Annotated in this window: 12 protein-coding genes and 1 pseudogene; 7 read left to right on the top strand and 6 right to left on the bottom strand. The window is 36.3% G+C overall.

Going from position 1 to position 22,197, the window contains the following annotated elements; translation table 11 throughout:
- Positions 1 to 9 precede the first annotated feature (9 nt).
- Positions 10 to 1,248, bottom strand: a complete 1,239-nt coding sequence (locus tag AADY36_RS18440) for an AAA family ATPase (RefSeq protein WP_054563105.1) — start codon at positions 1,246 to 1,248, stop codon at positions 10 to 12.
- A gap of 769 nt (positions 1,249 to 2,017) precedes the next feature.
- Here AADY36_RS18440 and AADY36_RS18445 point away from each other — a divergent pair.
- Positions 2,018 to 3,232 (top strand): hypothetical protein, encoded by a 1,215-nt coding sequence (locus AADY36_RS18445; RefSeq protein WP_054563104.1) that lies wholly within the window; start codon positions 2,018 to 2,020, stop codon positions 3,230 to 3,232.
- A gap of 58 nt (positions 3,233 to 3,290) precedes the next feature.
- On the opposite strand, the gene AADY36_RS18450 is transcribed toward AADY36_RS18445, so the two are convergent.
- Positions 3,291 to 4,166, bottom strand: coding sequence for a DNA replication terminus site-binding protein (locus tag AADY36_RS18450; protein ID WP_055198889.1), 876 nt, complete (start codon positions 4,164 to 4,166; stop codon positions 3,291 to 3,293).
- A gap of 433 nt (positions 4,167 to 4,599) precedes the next feature.
- Here AADY36_RS18450 and AADY36_RS18455 point away from each other — a divergent pair.
- A pseudogene (locus AADY36_RS18455) lies at positions 4,600 to 5,948 on the top strand (class II 3-deoxy-7-phosphoheptulonate synthase).
- A gap of 64 nt (positions 5,949 to 6,012) precedes the next feature.
- Here the strand turns inward: AADY36_RS18455 and ppsR are convergent.
- Positions 6,013 to 6,822, bottom strand: a complete 810-nt coding sequence (gene ppsR, locus AADY36_RS18460; protein WP_054563101.1) for a posphoenolpyruvate synthetase regulatory kinase/phosphorylase PpsR — start codon at positions 6,820 to 6,822, stop codon at positions 6,013 to 6,015.
- 152 nt (positions 6,823 to 6,974) lie between these two features.
- Here ppsR and ppsA point away from each other — a divergent pair, with 152 nt between their 5' ends.
- On the top strand, positions 6,975 to 9,350 hold the full coding sequence (gene ppsA / locus AADY36_RS18465) for a phosphoenolpyruvate synthase (RefSeq protein WP_342409440.1): 2,376 nt from the start codon (positions 6,975 to 6,977) through the stop codon (positions 9,348 to 9,350).
- Positions 9,351 to 9,430: 80 nt separating this feature from the next.
- Here the strand turns inward: ppsA and AADY36_RS18470 are convergent, their stop codons facing one another.
- Complete coding sequence (locus tag AADY36_RS18470; RefSeq protein ID WP_054563100.1) at positions 9,431 to 9,640, bottom strand: PGPGW domain-containing protein; 210 nt, start codon at positions 9,638 to 9,640, stop codon at positions 9,431 to 9,433.
- 147 nt (positions 9,641 to 9,787) lie between these two features.
- Between AADY36_RS18470 and ydiJ the strand changes: the two genes are divergently transcribed.
- Complete coding sequence (gene ydiJ, locus AADY36_RS18475; protein ID WP_342409441.1) at positions 9,788 to 12,832, top strand: D-2-hydroxyglutarate dehydrogenase YdiJ; 3,045 nt, start codon at positions 9,788 to 9,790, stop codon at positions 12,830 to 12,832.
- Positions 12,833 to 12,867: 35 nt separating this feature from the next.
- On the opposite strand, the gene AADY36_RS18480 is transcribed toward ydiJ, so the two are convergent.
- Both AADY36_RS18480 and AADY36_RS18485 read right to left on the bottom strand, forming a co-directional pair.
- Entirely contained in the window at positions 12,868 to 14,058 is a 1,191-nt protein-coding gene (locus AADY36_RS18480; RefSeq protein WP_054563098.1) for a cation:proton antiporter, read from the bottom strand.
- Entirely contained in the window at positions 14,058 to 15,269 is a 1,212-nt protein-coding gene (locus tag AADY36_RS18485; protein WP_054563097.1) for a tyrosine-type recombinase/integrase, read from the bottom strand. The genes AADY36_RS18480 and AADY36_RS18485 overlap by 1 nt, the downstream gene beginning before the upstream one ends.
- Positions 15,270 to 15,403: 134 nt before the next feature.
- Between AADY36_RS18485 and AADY36_RS18490 the strand changes: the two genes are divergently transcribed.
- The 3 genes from AADY36_RS18490 (at position 15,404) to AADY36_RS18500 (ending at position 22,063) form a co-directional block, all read left to right on the top strand.
- Positions 15,404 to 15,967: a lipid-binding SYLF domain-containing protein gene (locus AADY36_RS18490; protein ID WP_054563096.1), complete on the top strand. Its 564-nt coding sequence runs from the start codon at positions 15,404 to 15,406 to the stop codon at positions 15,965 to 15,967.
- A gap of 374 nt (positions 15,968 to 16,341) precedes the next feature.
- The gene (locus AADY36_RS20885; RefSeq protein WP_446728746.1) at positions 16,342 to 16,659 is read left to right on the top strand and encodes a hypothetical protein; all 318 of its coding nucleotides are present in this window, start codon (positions 16,342 to 16,344) and stop codon (positions 16,657 to 16,659) included.
- Between the two features lie 163 nt (positions 16,660 to 16,822).
- Complete coding sequence (locus tag AADY36_RS18500) at positions 16,823 to 22,063, top strand: AAA family ATPase (protein ID WP_342409442.1); 5,241 nt, start codon at positions 16,823 to 16,825, stop codon at positions 22,061 to 22,063.
- The last annotated feature ends 134 nt before the right edge of the window (positions 22,064 to 22,197 follow it).

The following is a 22,197-nucleotide window of genomic DNA, read 5'->3' on the forward strand; positions in this document are numbered from 1 at the left end:
TTAATTACCTTACTTAGCTGTATTTAGAGACGATTGAGTTGACTGCCAATTAGAACGGATCAGCATTTCAAGTTCATCAACAACATCTTTGATATTTTCTTGCGCACGAAGTAGTGACTCACGACTAGCTAAGCTATCTGACGTTTTTTGATCAAAAATGGTATTAAAAGAAGATGAGCTGGCGGTAATTGCCGAGCTATGATTGATTGGGTAACTCATTACTTGACGACCAAATGCACTACGAACGTCTTTAACGATGTCGCGCTGTGAATGATTCCCTTTAACATAGTTAGTTACTAAGAATTGCATGAAGTCCCAACCTTGGTGGCCAAGGGCAGCAACTGTATGGTAAATCTCGCCTAATCGCTTTAAGTATTTATTGTTTGCATCAAAGTCTACAGCTTCAGGATGAACTGGAATAAGCATCGACGTAGAAGCCATTAATGCATTATAAAACATAAAGTTAAGAGAAGGAGCTGTATCAATTAGAATAATATCAAATTGATCTTTTACCGGTTCAATAACTTTTTCGAGCAATTTATGATAATGACGTGTTTTATCATAACTAGAGCTATCTTTTAATAAAGTTGCAGTTTCATGCTCGAAGTAAAAATCATCCATACCTGAAGGCAAAATACGAATATTAGGTATATGGGTAGGTAAGAAAGAGTTCGATACTAACTCATCCCAGGTTTCGTTTTCATCGAGTTCGATACAGTCACGCATTAAGTCACCCACAGTAATTGGGTCTGGCTCACTAGGTGGGAAAAAGCTTGATGAAGAACCTTGTGGATCAAGGTCAATAATACCAATTCTGTATCGTTTAATATTGGTAGTAGCAAGTGCAGCGGCAATGTTTACCATGCTGGTAGTTTTACCACAACCACCTTTTAACGAGTTAATAACGATAACTTGTAATTTATCATGAACTGTACGGTGATCAGGCTTAATATCCATGATATCAGCCATAGCAAAGATATTTACCAAGGTATAAGCGTAGTGGCCATTTGCACCACGTTTGATATCAAGTGCATCAAAGTCACCATTATCATGACGTCGTTTTAAGGTACGATTATTACAGCCTAATAAGTCAGCGGCTGCTTTTTGCGTATAAGTACGAAGTTCTTTTTCTTCAGACTTTAAATGGGCACGATAATGTTGAATACGTCCTTCTAGCGATTTTTCAGCAACTTCTGCTGTCGCTTTTAGTAACCTATAAGTGGCTAGCGCATTATTATTGATAGACATACTTTCTTCCTCAAAGTTATGCTTTAAGTATAATGTCCATTCAAATTGCTGTAAACAAGTATTTAAGGCGACATACCTTTTATTTATAAGACATTTAATAAAAATTTGTAACTTTACTGATGCTAAGTATAAATAAGTAAGTTTAATATCGGTTAAGTATATAGGTATATAAGGTTAAGATGCTAAAATAGTGAAATATATGTCTGATTTCGTTGAATATTTAGTAAAAAGCCAGATCGTGTTTTTACTTGGTAAAGATCAGATCTTTAATGACTCGCAGATCAGCTAATTACTAAGCAAAAAATGAGCTTTCGACTTATGCACAGTTTAACCACTGATTTACTCACAAAAATAGTGGTGTAGATCAACTTTTTACTAACTAAATTATAAAGTTATGCACCGAGAGCATGACTAAAATGCACAATAAGTTGGTATGGATCTGATCTATAGTTGGTACAGATCAGATCTATGCTAACTTAAGAGCTGTTTATCCACATGGAGTTTTAAAAAAGAGATTTATGTCGTGTTAATTAGCTTTAAAAAGGTGATTCACAGGACATAATTTGAACTGAGTTAGTAAAATCGCGACCTATCAACTATAACTTAGTAAAAATCTGATCTGAAAATCAGCAATTACGAAACAGTTAGTATAAAACTGATCCGAAGAAATAAATTATGATCGGATCAAGTTTATACTAACTTAAACATTTAACTTTTGAAGTTTTATGTGTTGTTATTAACTGTCGAAGAAAAATTGGAAATAAGAACAATGAGCCGAAAGGTCAACATCTCGGTAGATAACTTACCCGATACATTACGCGGGCAGATCCACGGGGTGGAAAGTGCAATAGATAATGAAAGTCTTGCACTATTTACAGACAACAAAGATGTGCGTGTTTCAATTGAAAATGCTGCACATGGTTTGAGAGCTTACTCAAATACATTTAATCATTATGATCTATGGGGACGATTTGTCCGTTCTGGTCATAAGAAGCTTCCGGTTGAAGAAGCACCAAAGAAAACCATCGTTACACGAAAAATCTCTGAAAAAGTAGACGGCATTCTATATGATGGTGAAATCAAAATTACACCTGCGGTAGTAAGCACAAGAAAAGATGGTGAAGATGTTGAATATCTTGTTTGGCCATCAGATCGTGAAGAAAAGGTCGAACGTGCCTTAATTCGTTTAGCCTCTAAAGGGAAAATTGTAAAAATCAATTTTAAGTCTGGTATTCAATACGCAGTTGTTTTTTCAATGAATGAATTAGCACAAGAGCTGAAAGCTGTTGGCCAGTCGATGCCTTATCCGCAAATCAAAGAATCATTAGAAGCATTACAAGGTTCTAAGCTTTCTTTTAAATATTCAGCAACAGATACTCGTAACTCTGATATTGATGACTCATTTTACGAATCGAACATGAACTTTTTATCGTCACTTCATTTTAGTGGCAAAAAAGGTCAGGGTGGTAACGTAAAATGTGTAGCTTGTTTAAATGCCTTCGTTCATAACATGATCGATAATCTTGAATACAAAGGTTACTACTTTAATAGTGCTCAAGAATTAAAACGTGGTTTATCTCGTTGGATGATGCTTCGTTTATATCACTTATGGCGTTATGCGGCACCGGGTAAGACCTACCATTTCCGACTATTATCGATTATGGAAAAATATGGCTCTATTTATTCAACAGACGAAATTACCGAGAATAAATTAAAAGCTTTGCGTCGTGATATGACAACGACAATGAAAGACTTAATTGAGAAAGGTGCAATCTCTGAATATAACATTACCAATGTCAAAGATGACAAAACGGGTAATATTATTGATTACACATATGAGATGCATCCATCTGATCAATTTTGTGATGAGATTCTTACGCTTAATAAGCATAACAAACGAATCGAAATTCAAGGTGGTAAGCGCATTGTTGAAAATGCTGTTTTAATCGATGAAGATAAAATTGAAGAAATAGTAGAAGACTAAATTTTTAAATACTGCTAACTATAAAGAAAAGGCCACATATGTGGCCTTTTTAACATAATCAATCTGTTACTTGTTCTAAGTAAAGTCTATCAACTAAAAAATCATATTCCCTTTTTCGAGGATGACTTTCTGGTTTTTGATAATCAGATAATGTACCAAGTTTTACATCTGGTTCTGGGTTTATCAAAATAAAAGGTAAAGCAGCACTAACATGATATCGGTTTTGAGCTGTATACCTTACATTAACTTGTGGACTAACTCTTGTTGGTCTACGAATTCGTAATTTTTCTTTATCACCTAAACTTGCAACACGACTTTGCTCTTGTGCAACTAGTGCTTGCCAAGAGTGTTGGTCTATCATTCTTGGATTAGAATAACTAGCCGATTTATCGAGCATTGCTAAGGCCATTTTTTTAGTTAGCGTTTTAGTTGCGTGTTTGTGCATCCAAGTAAAACGAACAGAGTAGGGCGATTCAGTTTCAAAATGGATCTTACGATATGCAGCAAGTGTAATGAGATTAGGCACAGCATTATGAACCGCTTCAAATCGCGCATCATTATTATCGATAGCTATTACACTATTTTTAAAATCAGCTTTTGCTTTATTTAACTGATTTATCCTTGCAATGAAATGTTGCTTATCGACATCTTTTAAAACTAATAAACCTGGATGTCTTTTTAATACTCGACTACTTAATCCTGTCTTTTTATAAAAATCACCAAATGAATTTAGAATTAACTTATGAGCATCATCACCTTCAATTTTTTGTACACTAATTGAAGAAGGGACTTTCTTTTCGTCGTTTATATCGATATCTGGCAATTGATAATATGATGCCTTACGAAAACCCACTTCCTTTAATTCTTCACAAAACAAATGAGTTAACTCACTTACTAAATCAAACTGACTGCGTATTTCTAACTTTGTACTCATAGGAACACATCTTACTTACTGTTAGTTCAATTGTAACCTTATCTCTTGAGCTTTTATAGTCCAATTTTTTTATTATGTTGACCTTACATTTATATCATATAAAGTATGATGTGTTCCTTAGATTCCAATAGTATAAGTTTTTAATTTGATCAATGTAGGACTTAAAAAGTATATTTTAAGCATGTAAAGCTGAGGTTACAGTAACACTTCAGATAAGTAAGATGTGTTCTTATGTTGTGCGGTAAAGAATAACGTAACCAAAAAGTGTAACTGACTGGTTTTGAACAATAAAATGTTGAAACCCTAATTGTTAATATCGAAACTATTTATCAAATAACGAAATAATCGTAAATAGCTGAATATTGCCCTTGAACTTAGTACGTGCAATAAGTTAGTTTTCGTTAACGGTCTATGTTAGGAATGAGGAAAGAACATGCAATCGTGGAACCCAGACAGCTGGAGAAAACTGCCGATACATCAGCAGCCAGAGTACCCAGATCAAGAAGCCCTTAAATCTGTTGAAGGGCAATTAAAAAGCGCACCACCTTTGGTATTTGCCGAAGAGACGCGTAGCTTATACAAACAACTAGAAGCTGTATGTGAAGGTAGAGCCTTCTTATTACAGGGTGGTGATTGTGCAGAGTCATTTAGTGACTTTAATGCCGCAAATATCCGCGATACATTTAAAACACTTTTACAAATGGCCGTTGTTTTAACTTATGGTGGTAAATGCCCTGTAGTTAAAATTGCGCGTATGGCAGGTCAGTACGCTAAGCCTCGCTCATCAGATTACGAAACAATCGATGGTGTTTCATTACCTTCGTACCGTGGCGATATCATCAATAATTTTGAATTCACAGAGCAAGCCGTGTACCTGATCCACAGCGATTAATGACTGCATATCATCATAGTGCTGCAACGCTAAATTTATTACGCGCATTCGCGCAAGGTGGTTTAGCCGATTTACATCAAGTAAATCGCTGGAACATGGGCTTCGTTGCTGCAAATCCACTTAAAGAGAAATACCAACAGCTAGCTGACAGAATTCAAGATGCTCTTGAATTTATGGAAGTGTGTGGTATCGACTCAACCGTTGCGCCGAGCTTAAAAGAAACAGACTTATTTACATCACACGAAGCGTTGTTATTAGGCTATGAAGAAGCTCTAACACGCCGTGACCACTTATCAGGTGATTGGTACGATTGTTCTGCACACTTTGTCTGGATTGGTGAACGTACACGTCAACTTGATCATGCACACATCGAATTCTTTAAAGGCATTAAAAATCCAATTGGTGTGAAAGTTGGCCCAGGTATGGACCCAGATGAGCTAATCAAACTTATTGATGCAGTTAACCCAGATAACATTCCAGGACGCTTAACGTTAATTACACGAATGGGCGCTGATGTTCTTCCAGAGAAATTACCGGCACTTGTACGTAAAGTACAACAAGAAGGCCGTAAAGTTATTTGGAGCTCAGATCCAATGCATGGTAATACTGAGAAAGCGAGCTCAGGTTATAAAACACGTAGCTTTAATAATATTCTTCGTGAAATTAGCCAGTTCTTCGCAGTACACAAAGCTGAAGGTTCATACCCAGGTGGTGTTCACCTTGAAATGACTGGCCAGCACGTTACTGAATGTACTGGTGGTGCGTATGGCTTGTCTGATGAAGATTTAGCACAACGCTACCGCACACAGTGCGACCCACGCTTAAATGCGGATCAAGTATTAGAACTAGGTTTCTTAGTTGCTGACTTATTAAAAGACGCTCGTAAGTAACAGTAAGTTATCCAAAAAAAGGCTGCACATTGCAGCCTTTTTTAATGTCCGATACTAAAATAAGTTAGTACTTACGTCTTTCAAGTCCAGTATCAGATATAATCTTTGCAGAAATTTCTTCTACTGAATGATGAGTTGAATTTAAAAATTGAATCTTCTGCTTTTTATAAAGCATTTCTACTTCACGCACTTCAATACGACACTGTTTTAAAGACGCATATTTTGAATTTGCCATTCGACGCTGACGAATATCGGCAAGGCGAACAGGGTCGATCGTTAGACCAAATAGTTTATGTTTGTAAGCTTTTAAACACTCAGGCAGGGAGCCTCTTTCTAAATCATCTTCTGTTAGCGGGTAATTCGCCGCTTTAATACCATATTGTAATGCTAGGTATAAACTAGTCGGTGTTTTACCGCTTCGGCTAACACCCACTAAAATAATGTCGGCTTCAGAGTAGTTTTTAATGTTAGCGCCATCATCATTGGTCAACGCATAGTTAACCGCATCAATACGAAAATCATAACTTTTCTCGTGCATTGAATGCGTTCTATGAACCTTAGGTACCGGCGCAACTTTTAACTCTTGAGAAATTTTATCACTGTATTGAGATAAAAAGTCATAACACACCGCGCAAGACGATTTAATAATTTCACTTAGCTCATGGTTAACAAAAGTGAAGAACACGAGTGGCTGTTCACCATCACGTTGAGCTGTTGAATTAATCAAGTTTTTAACTTCAGTTGCTTTTTTTTCTGTTTCAACAAAAGGAATTGTTTTGTGATTAAAATCAACAGGAAACATAGATAAGGTCGCATGACCAAAGACTTCAGAGGTGATTGCTGTTCCATCAGAAATATAAAATGCAGTTCTCATATTTAACCTTTTTATTACCTTTATCTGCAAAATAGGGGCTTCACGGTTTACGTGAGGTCTGTTGCCAGTGTAGAATGACTATGACCTTTTTAGAAGGTTTTCTTTCTTAACTCTCACAGTTAGTACTACAATTTGTTTATGGAGAAAGATCCGTGCAAGAATACGTTCTCTGGTATCAAGAGCTTGGTATGCAAGATGTTCCTCGTGTTGGCGGTAAAAACGCTTCACTAGGTGAAATGATCTCAAACCTAGCTAACGCTGGTGTTCAAGTGCCAGGTGGTTTCGCTACAACCGCTGATGCATTCAATGAGTTTCTAGAGCAATCTGGTTTAAACTCAAAAATCCACGATATTTTAGACACATTGGATGTGGATGATGTAAATACACTCGCTAAAGTCGGTGCTGAAATCCGCCAATGGATTATCGATACACCATTCCAACCAAACCTAGAGCAAGCCATCCGCGACGCATATAGCCAACTACACGGCGACGCATCACAAGATGTTTCATTTGCAGTTCGCTCATCTGCTACAGCAGAAGACATGCCAGACGCTTCATTCGCAGGACAACAAGAAACGTTTTTAAACGTACGTGGTATTGATTCAGTAATGACTGCAATCAAACACGTGTTTGCCTCACTATTTAATGACCGCGCTATTTCTTACCGTGTTCACCAAGGTTATGACCACCGTGGTGTTGCACTTTCAGCTGGTATCCAACGCATGGTTCGTTCAGATAAAGCAGCTTCAGGTGTTATGTTCAGTATTGATACTGAATCTGGCTTTGAAGATGTTGTATTTGTCACTTCAAGCTATGGTCTTGGTGAAATGGTTGTACAGGGTGCTGTAAACCCAGATGAATTTTATGTTCATAAACCAACTCTTGCTAACGGTAAACCAGCGGTAGTTCGCCGTAACATTGGTTCAAAAGCAATCCAAATGATTTACTCAGCGGATGAATCACATGGTAAGCAAGTTGAAATTGTTGACGTAGATTCGTCACTTTCAAACAAATTCTCAATCACAGATGCTGAAGTTCAAGAACTTGCAAAGCAAGCTGTTATTATTGAAAAGCACTACGGTCGTCCAATGGACATCGAGTGGGCAAAAGACGGCAACGACGGTAAACTTTACATCGTTCAAGCACGTCCAGAAACAGTTCGTTCAAACGAAGATGCTAACGTTATGGAGCGTTTCCAATTAAATGGTACAAGCACAGTTGTTGCTGAAGGCCGTGCAATTGGTCACAAGATTGGTTCAGGTACTGTACGCGTACTAGATTCAATTGATGAAATGGACAAAGTACAACAAGGCGACATTCTAGTTACTGACATGACTGACCCTGACTGGGAGCCAATCATGAAACGTGCCGCTGCGATTGTTACAAACCGTGGTGGTCGTACATGTCACGCGGCAATCATTGCTCGTGAATTAGGTATTCCTGCAGTTGTTGGTTGTGGTAATGCAACTGATTTAATTAAAGCAGGCCAAGATGTAACTGTATCGTGTGCCGAAGGTGACACAGGTTATATCTACGAAGGTATTTTAGATTACGAAGTACTTACTTCACGTGTTGATGAAATGCCAGAGTTACCAATGAAAGTTATGATGAACGTAGGTAACCCTGATCGTGCATTTGACTTTGCACGCTTACCTCATGCTGGTGTTGGCCTCGCGCGTGTTGAATTCGTAATCAACCGTATGATTGGTGTTCACCCTAAAGCACTTCTTAACTTTGATGCTCAATCTGACGAGCTAAAAGCTGAAATCTCTGAAATGATGGCAGGTTATGAATCACCTGTAGAATTCTATATTTCTAAGCTTGTTGAAGGTATTGCAACACTAGGTTGTGCGTTTGCACCTGAGCGTGTAATTGTTCGTATGTCTGACTTTAAGTCAAACGAATATGCAAACCTTGTTGGCGGCCAGCAATATGAGCCGGAAGAAGAAAACCCAATGATTGGTTTCCGTGGTGCAGCACGTTATATCTCTGAAGATTTCCGTGACTGTTTCGCGTTAGAGTGTGAAGCGATTAAACGTGTTCGCAACGAAATGGGTATGACTAATATTGAAATCATGATCCCATTTGTTCGTACGCTTGAAGAAGGTAAGCGCGTTATTGAATTACTTGAAGAACATGGCCTTAAACGTGGCGAAAATGGTCTGAAAGTAATCATGATGTGTGAATTACCATCAAACGCGTTACTTGCAGATGAGTTCTTAGAATATTTTGATGGTTTCTCTATCGGTTCAAACGACTTAACTCAGTTAACATTAGGTCTTGACCGTGACTCAGGTTTAATTGCGCATCTATTTGATGAGCGTAACCCTGCAATCAAGAAACTATTATCAATGGCTATTCAAACTGCTAAAGCAAAAGGCAAATATGTAGGTATTTGTGGTCAAGGTCCTTCAGATCATGAAGACTTTGCAGCTTGGTTAGTTGAGCAGGGCATTGATTCTGTTTCTCTAAACCCTGATACAGTATTAGAAACTTGGTTATATCTTGCTAAGAAATTAGCCGACTAAGTACTTTATTTAATTAAAATAAAGATTCTGATATAAAAAATGCCAGCACTTAGCTGGCATTTTTGTAACTCAATTAGAAATCAGCGAGCAAGTTTTTTATCGATATAAGCACATGACTTAGTCAGAGCCTTTTGGCACAAGCTTAAATAATCACGCGCTTTAGGATAGTAAAAAGATAAACAGAAAAGTCCTGCAATAAAGAAGATCAGCGACGGTCCGGGAATAATGACAAAAACTAAACCCAATAACATGCACAAGGCACCTAAACTGATTAATGCAATTTTTTTCATCTGACTATCTCATTTGCTGCTTTAATACACAGTATAAAAGTATTGCCCCCGAAATCGATAAAAAGAGTGTTACAAACTGTAAAATCTTCAATTTATCTTAGCTATTAGCATGATATAATTTGCAAAATGCCTTAATTTATCACCGTCATGATAGCAACAATAAGCCAACAACAAGCCACCACAGAACTCGTTTCTAATTACTTAGATACAATACAAAAACAAGGTTTTAGTGGTGATACCGATGCAAGCTTTTCTACACGTTTAAGTTTATCGACCGATAACAGCGTTTACCAACAGGTACCTCAAGGTGTCATCTTTCCAAAGTCAGCAAAAGACATACAACTTGCTATGCAAATTGCTTCTCGTGATCCGTTTTTATCACTGACTTTTGGTCCACGCGGAGGCGGTACAGGTACTAATGGACAATCGCTAACCCCGGGTATAGTTGTTGATTTATCTCGCTACATGCGTGAAATCTTAGAAATCAATGTCGAAGAAAACTGGGTGCGCGTACAAACGGGTGTAATAAAAGACCAATTAAACGACTTTTTGCGTCCTTACGGTTTTTTCTTTGCGCCAGATTTATCAACAAGTAACCGTGCAACAATCGGTGGAATGATAAATACAGATGCATCAGGTCAAGGCTCTTTGGTTTATGGCAAAACAAGTGATCACGTTTTAGGCCTAACAACTTATCTTGTTGATGGCACTGAAATGTCAACAACCCCTATGCCTGTTGAAAAAGCAAAAGTAATTGCTGAACAAAACACAACAGTAGGAAAGTTATATAAAACAGTTCTTGATATTGGCCTTGAGAATCGAGACGCTATTTTAGAAAAATTCCCACGTTTAAACCGTTTTCTGACCGGCTACGATTTAGAACATATTCTTTCTGATGATTTACAAACCTTTGATATGAGCCGATTAATTACTGGTTCTGAAGGTTCATTAGGTATTGTAACTGAAGCAAAACTAAATATTACGCCCATTGCTGAATTTAAAACATTAATAAATATTAAATACGATAGCTTTGATTCTGCACTTCGTCATTCACCATTTCTAGTTGCAGCAAATGCAACTTCTGTAGAAACAGTCGATAGCAAAGTACTTAACCTTGCTCGAGAAGATATCATTTGGCATTCAGTATCGGACTTAATAACCGATGTTGAGAATAAAGATATGCAAGGGCTCAACATGGTTGAGTTTAATGCGGTTTCACCTGAAGACATTAAAGATAAAGTAGACACTCTTTGTAAGCTACTCGATGAATGTGTTGAAAAACAAACTAATGGGGTGATCGGTTATCAGTTAACGAATGACAAAGCAGATATTTTAAAAATTTATGCAATGCGTAAAAAGTCAGTAGGCCTTTTAGGTAATGTAAAAGGCAGTCAAAAACCCTTAGCTTTTGCTGAAGATACTGCAGTGCCACCAGAAAACTTAGCAGATTTTATAGTCGAGTTTCGTGAACTTCTCGATAACCACAACCTTCAATATGGTATGTTTGGCCATGTTGATGCTGGTGTTTTACACGTACGACCTGCACTAGATATGTGTGACCCTGAACAAGAAAAATTGCTTCGCCATATTTCAGATGAAGTCGTTAAACTGACTGCAAAATATGGCGGATTGATGTGGGGAGAGCATGGCAAAGGTTATCGAAGTGAATATGGCCCTGAGTTTTTCGGCGAGCATTTATTTACACAACTTCGAAAAATCAAAGCAGCATTTGATCCAAATAACAGAGTAAACCCAGGTAAAATCTGTACGCCAATTGAAAGTAAAGACTCTCTCGTTTCTGTGGACGATCAAAAGCGTGCCTGGTTCGACAAACAAATTTCTATCGATGTTAAAACAGAATTTAATAACGCGATGACCTGTAATGGTAATGGTCTGTGTTTTAACTACGATGAAAAATCACCAATGTGCCCATCTTATAAAGTAACAGGTGACCGCCGTTATTCACCTAAAGGTCGCGCAAGTTTAATGCGTGAATGGTTGCGACTTCAAGAGTCTGAAAATATTGATTTACTTAATGTCGAAAAAGAATTAGTTAATGGTGAAGTAATCACTTGGTGGGAGCGCTATCAACATAGTCGCGATAAGAAAAAAGGTGTTTATGACTTCTCTCACGAAGTGAAAGAATCAATGGATGAATGTTTAGCTTGTAAAGCATGTACAACTGCATGCCCAATTAAAGTTGATGTACCAACATTCCGTTCACGCTTTTTAAATTTCTACCACAGTTATTATGCTCGTCCCGCTAAAGATTACTTAGTTGCAGGCATCGAACAAACTGCGCCGGTGATGGCAAAGTTTGCTAAAGTGGTAAATCCAATTGTAAATACAAAGCTTGTTTCAGGTCTAATTAAAAATACCATTGGTTATGTGGATACGCCAAGCTTAAGCGTCCCCCAACTTTCTAAACGTATTTCTAAAGATCAGCAATTTAATTTTGAATTACTTAATTCGCTTTCAAAAGAACAACAAGCCGAGTATGTACTAATAGTTCAAGATCCATTCACTAGTTTTTACGAAGCTGAATTAGTAGAAAGCTTTATTAAAGTGATTAAAGCGCTAGGCAAAAAACCAATGCTATTACCGTTCAAACCAAATGGTAAAGCTCAGCATGTAAAAGGTTTTTTAAATGAATTTAAAACAACAGCAAAAAATGCAGCTGAGTTTTTAAATTCACTGAGTGAAATTAACGCTCCTTTAGTTGGGCTCGATGCATCTTTGGTTATGTGTTACAGAGATGAGTATGTCTCAATATTAAAAGATGAGCGTGGTGACTTTAAAGTTGAATTAGCTCATGAATGGCTTCAAACGCAAAACTTTAAACAAGTTACTCTTACCACTAAAACGAGTTCGCCATTTAAATTGTTAAGTCATTGTACTGAAACAACAGCCATGCCGAATGCTTCTAAAGTTTGGCAAACCATTTTTGCTGATCTAAATTTACAGCTTGAAACTACCAGTACGGGTTGTTGTGGTATGGCAGGAACGTACGGCCACGAAAAGCAAAACCAAGAAAATTCACGGGCTCTTTATGAAATGAGTTGGCAACCAATTATTTCTGATAATGAACCTGAAACTGTTTTAGCAACTGGCTTTTCTTGTCGTAGCCAAGTGAAACGCTATGAAAAATTTAAACCAAAGCACCCACTGCAATTAATTGCAGAGTTACTTTAATTTTTTTGAAAATTATAAAGGCGCTTAACGCGCCTTTATTTTTGGTAACTTTTTGCGATGGGTTTGGTACTCATGCCATGAATGAAAACACTAAATAAAATGGTTGTTAATGTTACCGTGGCAATTTGTTCTTTGTTTGCAATTGCTGTATCCATCACCATTAAAGTGAAAACAATAGACGCCAAACCTCTTGGACCAAACCAGGCAAATGTAAATTTGTCTTTGAAATTTAGATTAGTAAACATAAGTGAAAGTAGTACTGGCACAATTCTAAAAATCGTCACACTTAATAACGCATAAAAAACAATTGGCCAAGTGATATCATTCACAATCAAGTGACCACATACAAAACCAAATAAACACCAAATTAGTAGCGCAACAAATTCGGCGATATGCTCAGAGTCTTTAACTAATGTTGAACGTATTTTTTTAGGTGCTAAATAATCAAATAAAAGTCCCGCAACAAAAACAGCAATAAAACCACTGCCATGAAAATTTTGTGTTAAAGAGAAAATAGCCATGACTAATCCAATCAATAAAAATGGACTGCTATTATTTGCAAAGTAATGACGTGCTAATGCTATTTTTAAAAGTGGAATAAACACGGCCATCGACACGCCTGCAATAACAAGTGCAACACCTAACTCTCTTGCAAAAACAAGTAAAGTATCAATTGTCGTTACAGCACTTTCTGGATTTTGAGCTAATAAAAGTAAAATTAAAAAGATGGGTACGCAAAGGCCATCGTTCAACCCGCTTTCCGTATTTATTCCTTCGCGAACTTTCTCTGGAACCGATGTGCATTCTAAAATTCCTTTGCTAAGCGCAGCATCCGTTGGTGTTAAAATAATCGCGATCAAGGCAGATTGAAAAAGTGATAACTCAGAAAAGAAAAACAACCCACCAGCTACACCTAACACTAATGTCATCGGCAAAGCCACAAAAAGTAACAGGCTAGGGTACTGATAACTATGTTTTAATACGGGAAGTTTTGATTTGGCGGCATCGGTAAATAAAAAAATACTTAAGGTTAATTCAACCAAAGGTAAAATGTCACTGAGTCCGGCTTCGCCTAACTTAAACTCACTCGGCAAAAAGTAAGACATTGCAATTCCGACCAACACAAAAAACATTGGCCCGGTAATTTCTGTTCGCTCTAATTGCCGAATCGTCAGTGAGTAAAATAATAAAGCTAAACCGACTAACGCCAGTATTGTATATTCCATTAAACTTTCCTTTTTATTCCAGACTTTGCACGTTCTTTGATATTTGTTTGAATATAAATTTGATCTGTCGTAGCAATTTTTGCATGACCTAAATCTTCAGATAAATGTTTTAGCGGTCTTGTTTGAGCATCGTGTGTTGCACCAGTATGCCTTAACCAGTGAGCAGTAGCTGCTTCAAGTTGTTCTGCATCATCTTTAAAGCCGTCTTGTAAAAGAGATTGTTTTGCTAAGTCAAAACTTTGTTGTACCAAACGACGAATTTGACGAACAGTCATTCCCCCTTTGCCACGAATTTTGTGAACTAGCGGCTCAGCTTCATCAACACGGGGCAGGGCAGGTAAACCTCGGTAAAGCCTATAACGTTTTAGATAAGATATAAAATCTTCACTTAAGGTAACATCACGTAATTTGTTACCTTTACCCATAATTCTTAAAAACCAAAAACCATCATTATCTTGCCAAAAGTGTGACATAACCGGCGACCACTGAGGGCGCTCGGATAACTCAGAAATTCGTAGATACAATCCTTTTAAGCAAGCGAGAGTGAATAAATTTCTTTCTAAATCAGGTTGTTGCTCACATAAATCTCGAGTAACGCCAAATACATACTCCCATTGAATATCACTGAGTGTATCGGGGATTTTAATTTGCGATTGCACAACTAAGTAAGGGCTATTCTTTTTAACAACCGGTACAAAGTTAGCAAAGGTTTTTTCTTCTAAAATTGCAAACTTATAAAAAACATTGAGCGCCGTAAACATAGCGGCGAGTGTTTGTTGGCTAGCTATATTTTCTTTATTGATGAAAGGGCGCCAATTTGTATTAAGCCGTCTTATGCCTTGTTCATCTTTATAACGCCATTGCACTGAACTTGATAACCAGGCCGAATCTGGTTCAACCATAAAATCAACATAGGCTTCAATATCTTCACGTTTTAGATCAAAAACTGATTTTTCAGCAACTAACCATGACCATAAACAGAACCGCTCAAGCTCATTTCGAAATCGATTAAATGTAGATTCTGATTTTCGGCCATACACATATAAAAACTGATAAAGAAAACCTAAGTCATTTTTTGATTCAGCAACAGTCAATCCAACATGATGTATAAAGTTATCAAGTTCTGGATATTCTGTTGCGAGAGTATCATCTTCAAGATGGGCAATTTGGTAACGCAGTTGTTTAAGTGTATCAACGAGAGCAACGAGCATAATGATGTAATATCTTGTAAAATAACTAGTTATAAGGTTACCATAAAGTCCGATACTGTCTAGTATTGGACTTAATATATCTTTAGTATTTGCAACATTAACTAGATTGCCATACTAATATTCAAGGAATATGTATGAAAAAGTTTATCGCTATTAGTTTAGTTTTAATCACTACAATTTTAACCGGTTGTGCTACAACAGGCAGTGCATCTCCCGATGAAAAACGTGCTTTAGTACAAAGCATGAAAAACAATACATTAAGTGAGCTTTACACTCAAAAACCTGATGTTAAACAACAAATTGCTAACTCTGCTGGTTATGCGGTTTTTGATAATGCCAATGTAAATGTTGTTTTAGCCAGTTTTGGCGGTGGTTATGGTGTTGTTAAAAACAACCTAACCGGTAAATCAACTTACATGAATATGGGTGAAGCGGGTTTAGGTCTAGGTTTAGGTGTTAAAGACTTTAATGTTGTGATGGTTTTTCATAACCAAGCAGCAGTAAATCGCTTTATTGAACATGGTTGGGCATTCGGTGGAAATGCAGATGCAGCAGCAAAATATGAAGATAAAGGTGGCGCTTTAGTTGCCGAAGCAATTGCAGACCAAGTAACTGTTTACTCTTTAACCGAAAATGGCCTTGCGTTACAAGCGGTACTGAAAGGCACTAAGTTTTGGGTAGATTCTGAGCTAAATTAAGCTATTTAAAACCCTTCTAAAAGTGGGCTAGTTAGCAACCTAACTCCCACTTTTAATTATTTTAACTAATTTAACATAACGTAATTTATGGGTAGTTGTTATATTTTAATCTTTAAGTATAGACTATTAAATTAGCTAGTTTTCTAATCTACACTACACCTCTAATAATTTAATACTTAAAACTTCTGTTCATTTCAAACTTTTGATTTATCTTCGCTATCAGAAATTTCGTATTTCATTCATAAGCCACTAATTTTACTTAATATTATTTCTTCACCTTATTATAGTAAGACTTTCGGGTTGGGCCATAAGGCTTAGGCCTCAATACCGCTCACGATTCACATTAGTCTAAACAATAATAACAAGGATTCATCATGAGGAAGTTTTTTCTAATCATCATAATTGGCTACTTCGCATGGGATTATTATGCAGTAAATTATGGGGGTATCTCACCAACACAAACGCTTCAAACAAAAATTATTGATCCCATAAAATCAAATTATAGCCATAATCGAGATATCACAATATCTGATTATGAAAAGCCAGAGTATGAATGTGATGGCCGTCAATATTGCAGCCAAATGAACTCTCTAGAAGAAGCGTTATTTTTTACTAAAAATTGCCCTAACACAAAATTAGATCAAAGCCCTGGAGAAGCCCCCTGCCAGAGTGATTTCATATTACGTGATTAGATTGTATAAATCCTTATGTGAAATAGTAGTTTTTTATATACACTAATTTGTTGATTTAACACATGAATCAGCCTAATAAATAAGATGGAAGATAGGTAAGTTTTGACTATACTAAATTAGTAGTAGCTATATGTAGCTTGTTTCTTTTTAGTAAGGAGTTCTCTTGCCGGTTCCAGGATATAGTTTAGTTGATTGTATCGACAATAGTGGTTACTTCTTACTTCATAGTGCTAAGTCACTAAAAAACGGTGACTTAGTTCTTATAAAATCACTAAAAGAAGTAAGTAGAGACAAAGATACAATAAACAAGCTCTTACTTGAGCATGCATTTTCAGATAAATTAGACCATCCTAATATTTTAAAACCTATTAATTTCATTAACGAAGATGACTGTACAGCCATCATTTATGAATATTTTCCTGCCAAGCTTCTTTCTAAACTTTTACAAAAAGCCCCTATTTCAGTAAATGAGTTTCTGCCATTAGCTGTTAAGCTGGCAGAAACAGTCAAATATTTGCACTCTAAAAAATTAATTCATAAAGATATTAACCCCCATCACATTTTGATTAGTGATGATTTATGTAGCTTTAAATTATTTGGTTTACATATTGCGACCTCACTTTCGAAGTCTTCACAAAACTTAACTAGCCCAGCAGTTTTAGAGGGTACCCTCGCTTATTTATCACCAGAACAAACCGGGCGTATTAATCGAAAAATAGATTGCCGCAGTGATCTTTATTCTTTAGGCGCCAGTTTTTATGAAATGCTAACTAGTAAACCTCCTTTTAGTGAACAGGATCAACTAGCACTTGTGCACTGTCATATTGCTAAAAAAGTTGTGCCAGTTAATAAAATTAATACAAACATTCCCGATGTTATTGCTGATGTTATTAGTAACCTACTTCAAAAAAATGCAGAAGATCGTTATCAATCAGCTTGGGGGTTAGCTAAAGATTTGCAACTAATTTCAGCTCAGTTTGAGAATGCTCCATCTCTCACTAACTTTGAATTACCAAATGTAAACTTCTCAGCATCAGAGCAATTTAATATTCCGCAGAAGTTATATGGTCGTGACAAAGAAATAGATGATTTATTGCAGTCTTTCGAGCGAGTCGCCCAAGGTAGTTGTGAAATCTTTTTAGTATCTGGTTATTCTGGTGTCGGAAAGTCTGCTCTGGTGAAAGAAGTCTATAAACCAATGACTGGAGAATATGGATATTTTAGTTCTGGTAAGTACGATCAGTATCAGAGAAATATCCCTTATTCTGCCATCACTGATGCCTTAAATAAATTTTGTCGTTACATTTTAACAGAACCTAATGATGAATTAATTCTTTGGCGCGATATTTTTAACAACCACCTCACCGATAAAGCAGTATATTTGTGTAATATAATTTCTGACTTAAACCTAATTCTGAAAATTAAAGATGTAGATATACCGAAAAAAAACATAGATAAAAGTCTATTACACAGTTTATTTTTAAGCCTCATGACTGCAATTTGCAGTAGAAACCGCCCTTTAATTTTATTTTTAGATGATATGCAATGGGCTGACTTAGCATCTTTAGAGTTATTAGCATCTTTATTTGATAATGTACAATTACATCATTTATTAATAATACAAGCATTTCGAGATAATGAGGTTGACACCCAACACCCATTCACTAAATTTATCACCGAAATTAAAGATAAAAACGTACCTGTAAACCAGGCTTTTTTGAATAACTTACCACAAGATGTAATAAATACTCTAATCAGTGACACAATAAACACCCCTGAAATAGAATGTATTCCTTTAAGTGAACTAATATTTAAGAAGACATTAGGAAACCCCTTTTTTGTTTTACAATTTACGACAGAGTTATATGAAAAAGGTCTTCTATATCACAACCTAGAAAAAGATTGTTGGTGCTGGGATAAAGAAACTATTTTGGCAGAAAACATCACCGATAATGTTGTTGATTTTATGGCAGAAAAAATTAATGAGCTACCAAATCAAGCCTGTGATTTACTTAAGTATGCTGCAAGTGTTAGTAATACATTCGACACTAATATGTTAGTAGCGCTTTCTGATAATCAATACACAGCCAAGCAGATAATTAATAATTTGATCCCTGCTATCGATAGAGAACTTATTTTAACTCCGCAATCGATTTCACATGTCATTCCTTCACAAGTGGCCGTTGATGAAAGTGTGCAATTAAAATTTTTACATGACCGTGTGCAGCAAGCCGCATACTCACTTATCCCTGAAAATGAGCGTCAGCAAGTTCATATTAATATTGCCAGACTGCTTTATCAGTATGCACTTAACAATAACATTCTAGATAAAAGTTTATTTGATCTAGCAAACCAATTTAATAAAGCAATAGAGCTTATATGTAACCCTCTTGAAATAAAGCAAGTTATTGAAGTCAACTATTTAGCTGCAAGAAAAGCGTTTGACTCGGCGGCATATAGCTCCGCTTATAATTATCTTATCTTTGCTAAGAGATTATTAAAAATAGAACATTTTAAAGTTAACTATAGTGTAACGTTTGAGACCTTACTGTTGTTATGTAAAGTAAATTGTATTTTAAATAAATATAATGAATCCGATGAATTTTATACTCTATTACTAAAATATAAACATACAGCTTTAGATCATGCGCGGGTACTGCTGGTGAAAATGGATGATTTCCACCAACAAGGTCTCTATCAAGAAGCGCTAGATACACAATATCTAGCGTTAAAAGTATTAAATCTAACGCCGCCTTCTGAGTTAGAGAACTTAGATGCTCAAATTGTTAACGAGATTACGCTCATAGATACATACCTTGCACAGCATTCTATTGATAGTCTCTATGATTCTAATAACTTAGAAGATGAACAGATTTTATTATTACTCGATATTCTGACCAGCCTTTGGATCACAGCATATTTATTATCTGATGAGGATGTTGTGCAATGGGCATCAGTAAAAATGTGTAGCCTTTGCCTTGAACATGGTAGGTGCGAACAATCTTCCTTTGCTTATATTCTTTATGGTTTTGTTTGTGTTAATCGGCTGAATGAATTCAAAAAAGCGGATGAATTTGGCAAAGTTGCACTAAAAATTGCTGATAACTATCCAAACCTAGCGTTACGCGGCAAAGTTTACTTTATGTATGGCTTAACAATTTGCCATTGGAGTAATCATCTTTCCTTCTCTACTAAAAGCTTTCGGCAAAGCTATCAATTCAGTTGTCAAGCTGGAGATTGGACATACGCAAGCTACGCAGCAGTTAATATTATTTCAAACTTAATAATAGAAGGCCTGCCCTGTGATGACGTTTTAACGGAAGCCAATAAGTACTTAAGTTTTTTAAAAGAAAAAAATGAAGAATCAACTAAAAGCTTTTTCATACCTGGTGCATATGTCCCATTACTGCACTTAATGGGTAAATGTGATAGCCATAATAGCTTTGACTGTGATGTTTTTGATGAACAGGAACACCAACTTTATGCCAAAGACTCACCGATTATTCAAGCTTGGTATTATTATGCAAAAATCAGAGCGCTCTATTTAATTGGCCTATATGACGAAGCTCTAGCAATTATTGACCATATTCATATCATCCCAATGGGTGTGCCAGGACAAATAAAAACACCTGAAGCTTATTTTTATTCGTGTTTAGTTCTGCTCGCTAAACCAGAAACTTATTTAGATTCGAGTAAATATCAGGGCATGTTTAAGCACATGTTTGAACGCTTGAAAACGTGGAGTTACTCGTGTGAAGGTAACTTTCTTCATAAGGTAAAATTGATAGAGGCTGAATTAGCAAGTTTGAATAACCTACCTTTCTATGAGGTGTTTGCTCTTTACCATCAAGCAATCGAGCTTGCTAAAGCTACCGATTACAAACTGATTGAGGCATTAGCAAATGAGTTACTCGCAAATTACCTAATGAAGCAAAGTAAACTTGAATATGTCATGCACCACCAGCAAAATTCTCAGACTATATATAATCATTTATCAGTCAATGTAAAAACAGCAAACTCATCTTCAATAAACGATGGAATTTCTATGCTACCCACTAATGCATCTTTAGAAGTGTCGACTAGTTCAATTGCGCTTCATTCTATGATGCAGGCAGCTAATGTACTTTCAGAAGAAATGGTTATAGATAAATTACTGAATAAATTAATTGCCATTGTTATGGAGTTTTCTGGCGCCTCAAAAGTTGCTTTATTACTTAAGAAAAATTCAAAATGGTGGGTAGAAAATATTGGTATTTTGAATAATCAAAATTACCAATTTGAGCCTTCACCTTACGTTAAATCCACTGATATACCTGCTAGTGTTATACGATATGTGATTCGCACACAATGTATGGCTTTAATTGGTAATGTGTCTGTCGATTCGGTTTTCACCAACGACCCTTACATTGAGAAGCATCAACCAAAATCTATTTTATGCTTACCACTTATCTACAAGAATCGAATCAACAGCATTGTCTATTTAGAGAATGAACTCACTACTGATGCCTTTGGCCAAAACCATTTAGACATGCTCAATTTATTGATTGGTCAAATGGCAATCTCAATCGAAAATTCAGTCCTGTATAGCCAAATGGAAGAAAAGGTCATTGCACGAACTAATGATTTAGAAGAATCACTAAAACAATTAAAACAAACGCAAAATCATTTAGTCGAATCAGAAAAAATGGCTTCATTAGGTCGATTAGTTGCAGGTGTTGCCCATGAACTTAATACCCCTTTAGGTGTGAGTGTCACAGCCTCTTCAAATCTACTTGAATTAATCGAACAACTCCGTATCGCTTTCGAAGCACAAACTCTGACTCGAAAAGATTTTGTCTCTAGTATTACGAATATCAATGAGGCAGGTTCTATTGTTTACCGTAACTTAAATAGAGCAGCCGAACTGGTTGCCAACTTTAAATTAGTCGCTGTTGATACCAGTAACGATGAAGAGCGTGAAATTAATCTAAAAGAATACTTAACAGATTTAGTCAGCAGTTTATCTCCTGCTCTTAAAAAGAGTCATCATACTATCCAAATTGATTGTAGCGATGACTTAGTGATCAAGGTTGACCCTGGTGTTATCGCACATATATTCACCAATCTTATTTTAAACTCTTTAATACATGCTTTTGAAGATACACAAGAAGGTCAGATAACGATTACTGCAGACCTTGAAGGCTCAAAACTTAGAGTTGATTTTCAAGATAATGGTAAAGGCATGACGAAAGAAGTACAGAGTAAGATATTTGAACCCTTCTACACGACTAAACGTGGGGCTGGCGGTAGTGGTCTTGGAATGAATATTGTTTATAACCTTATCGTTCAGAAGCTAAAAGGTACAATCAGTTGTCACTCTGAGGTTGGAAATGGCACTAAATTTACAATTTTTTCTAACCTTTAACCCGCCATCTAGCTTATTTCAGTTAAAAGGTATTAACTTTTTTAACATAAAACCTGAATTTTCCTAGTTCTTTTTCACGAATTTATCGCTAAATTGTTTATAAACATTAGTGATCAAATTAACACTACCTCTTT

This window comes from Pseudoalteromonas sp. D15MCD-2, assembly GCF_038562745.1.
Lineage (GTDB): Bacteria > Pseudomonadota > Gammaproteobacteria > Enterobacterales > Alteromonadaceae > Pseudoalteromonas.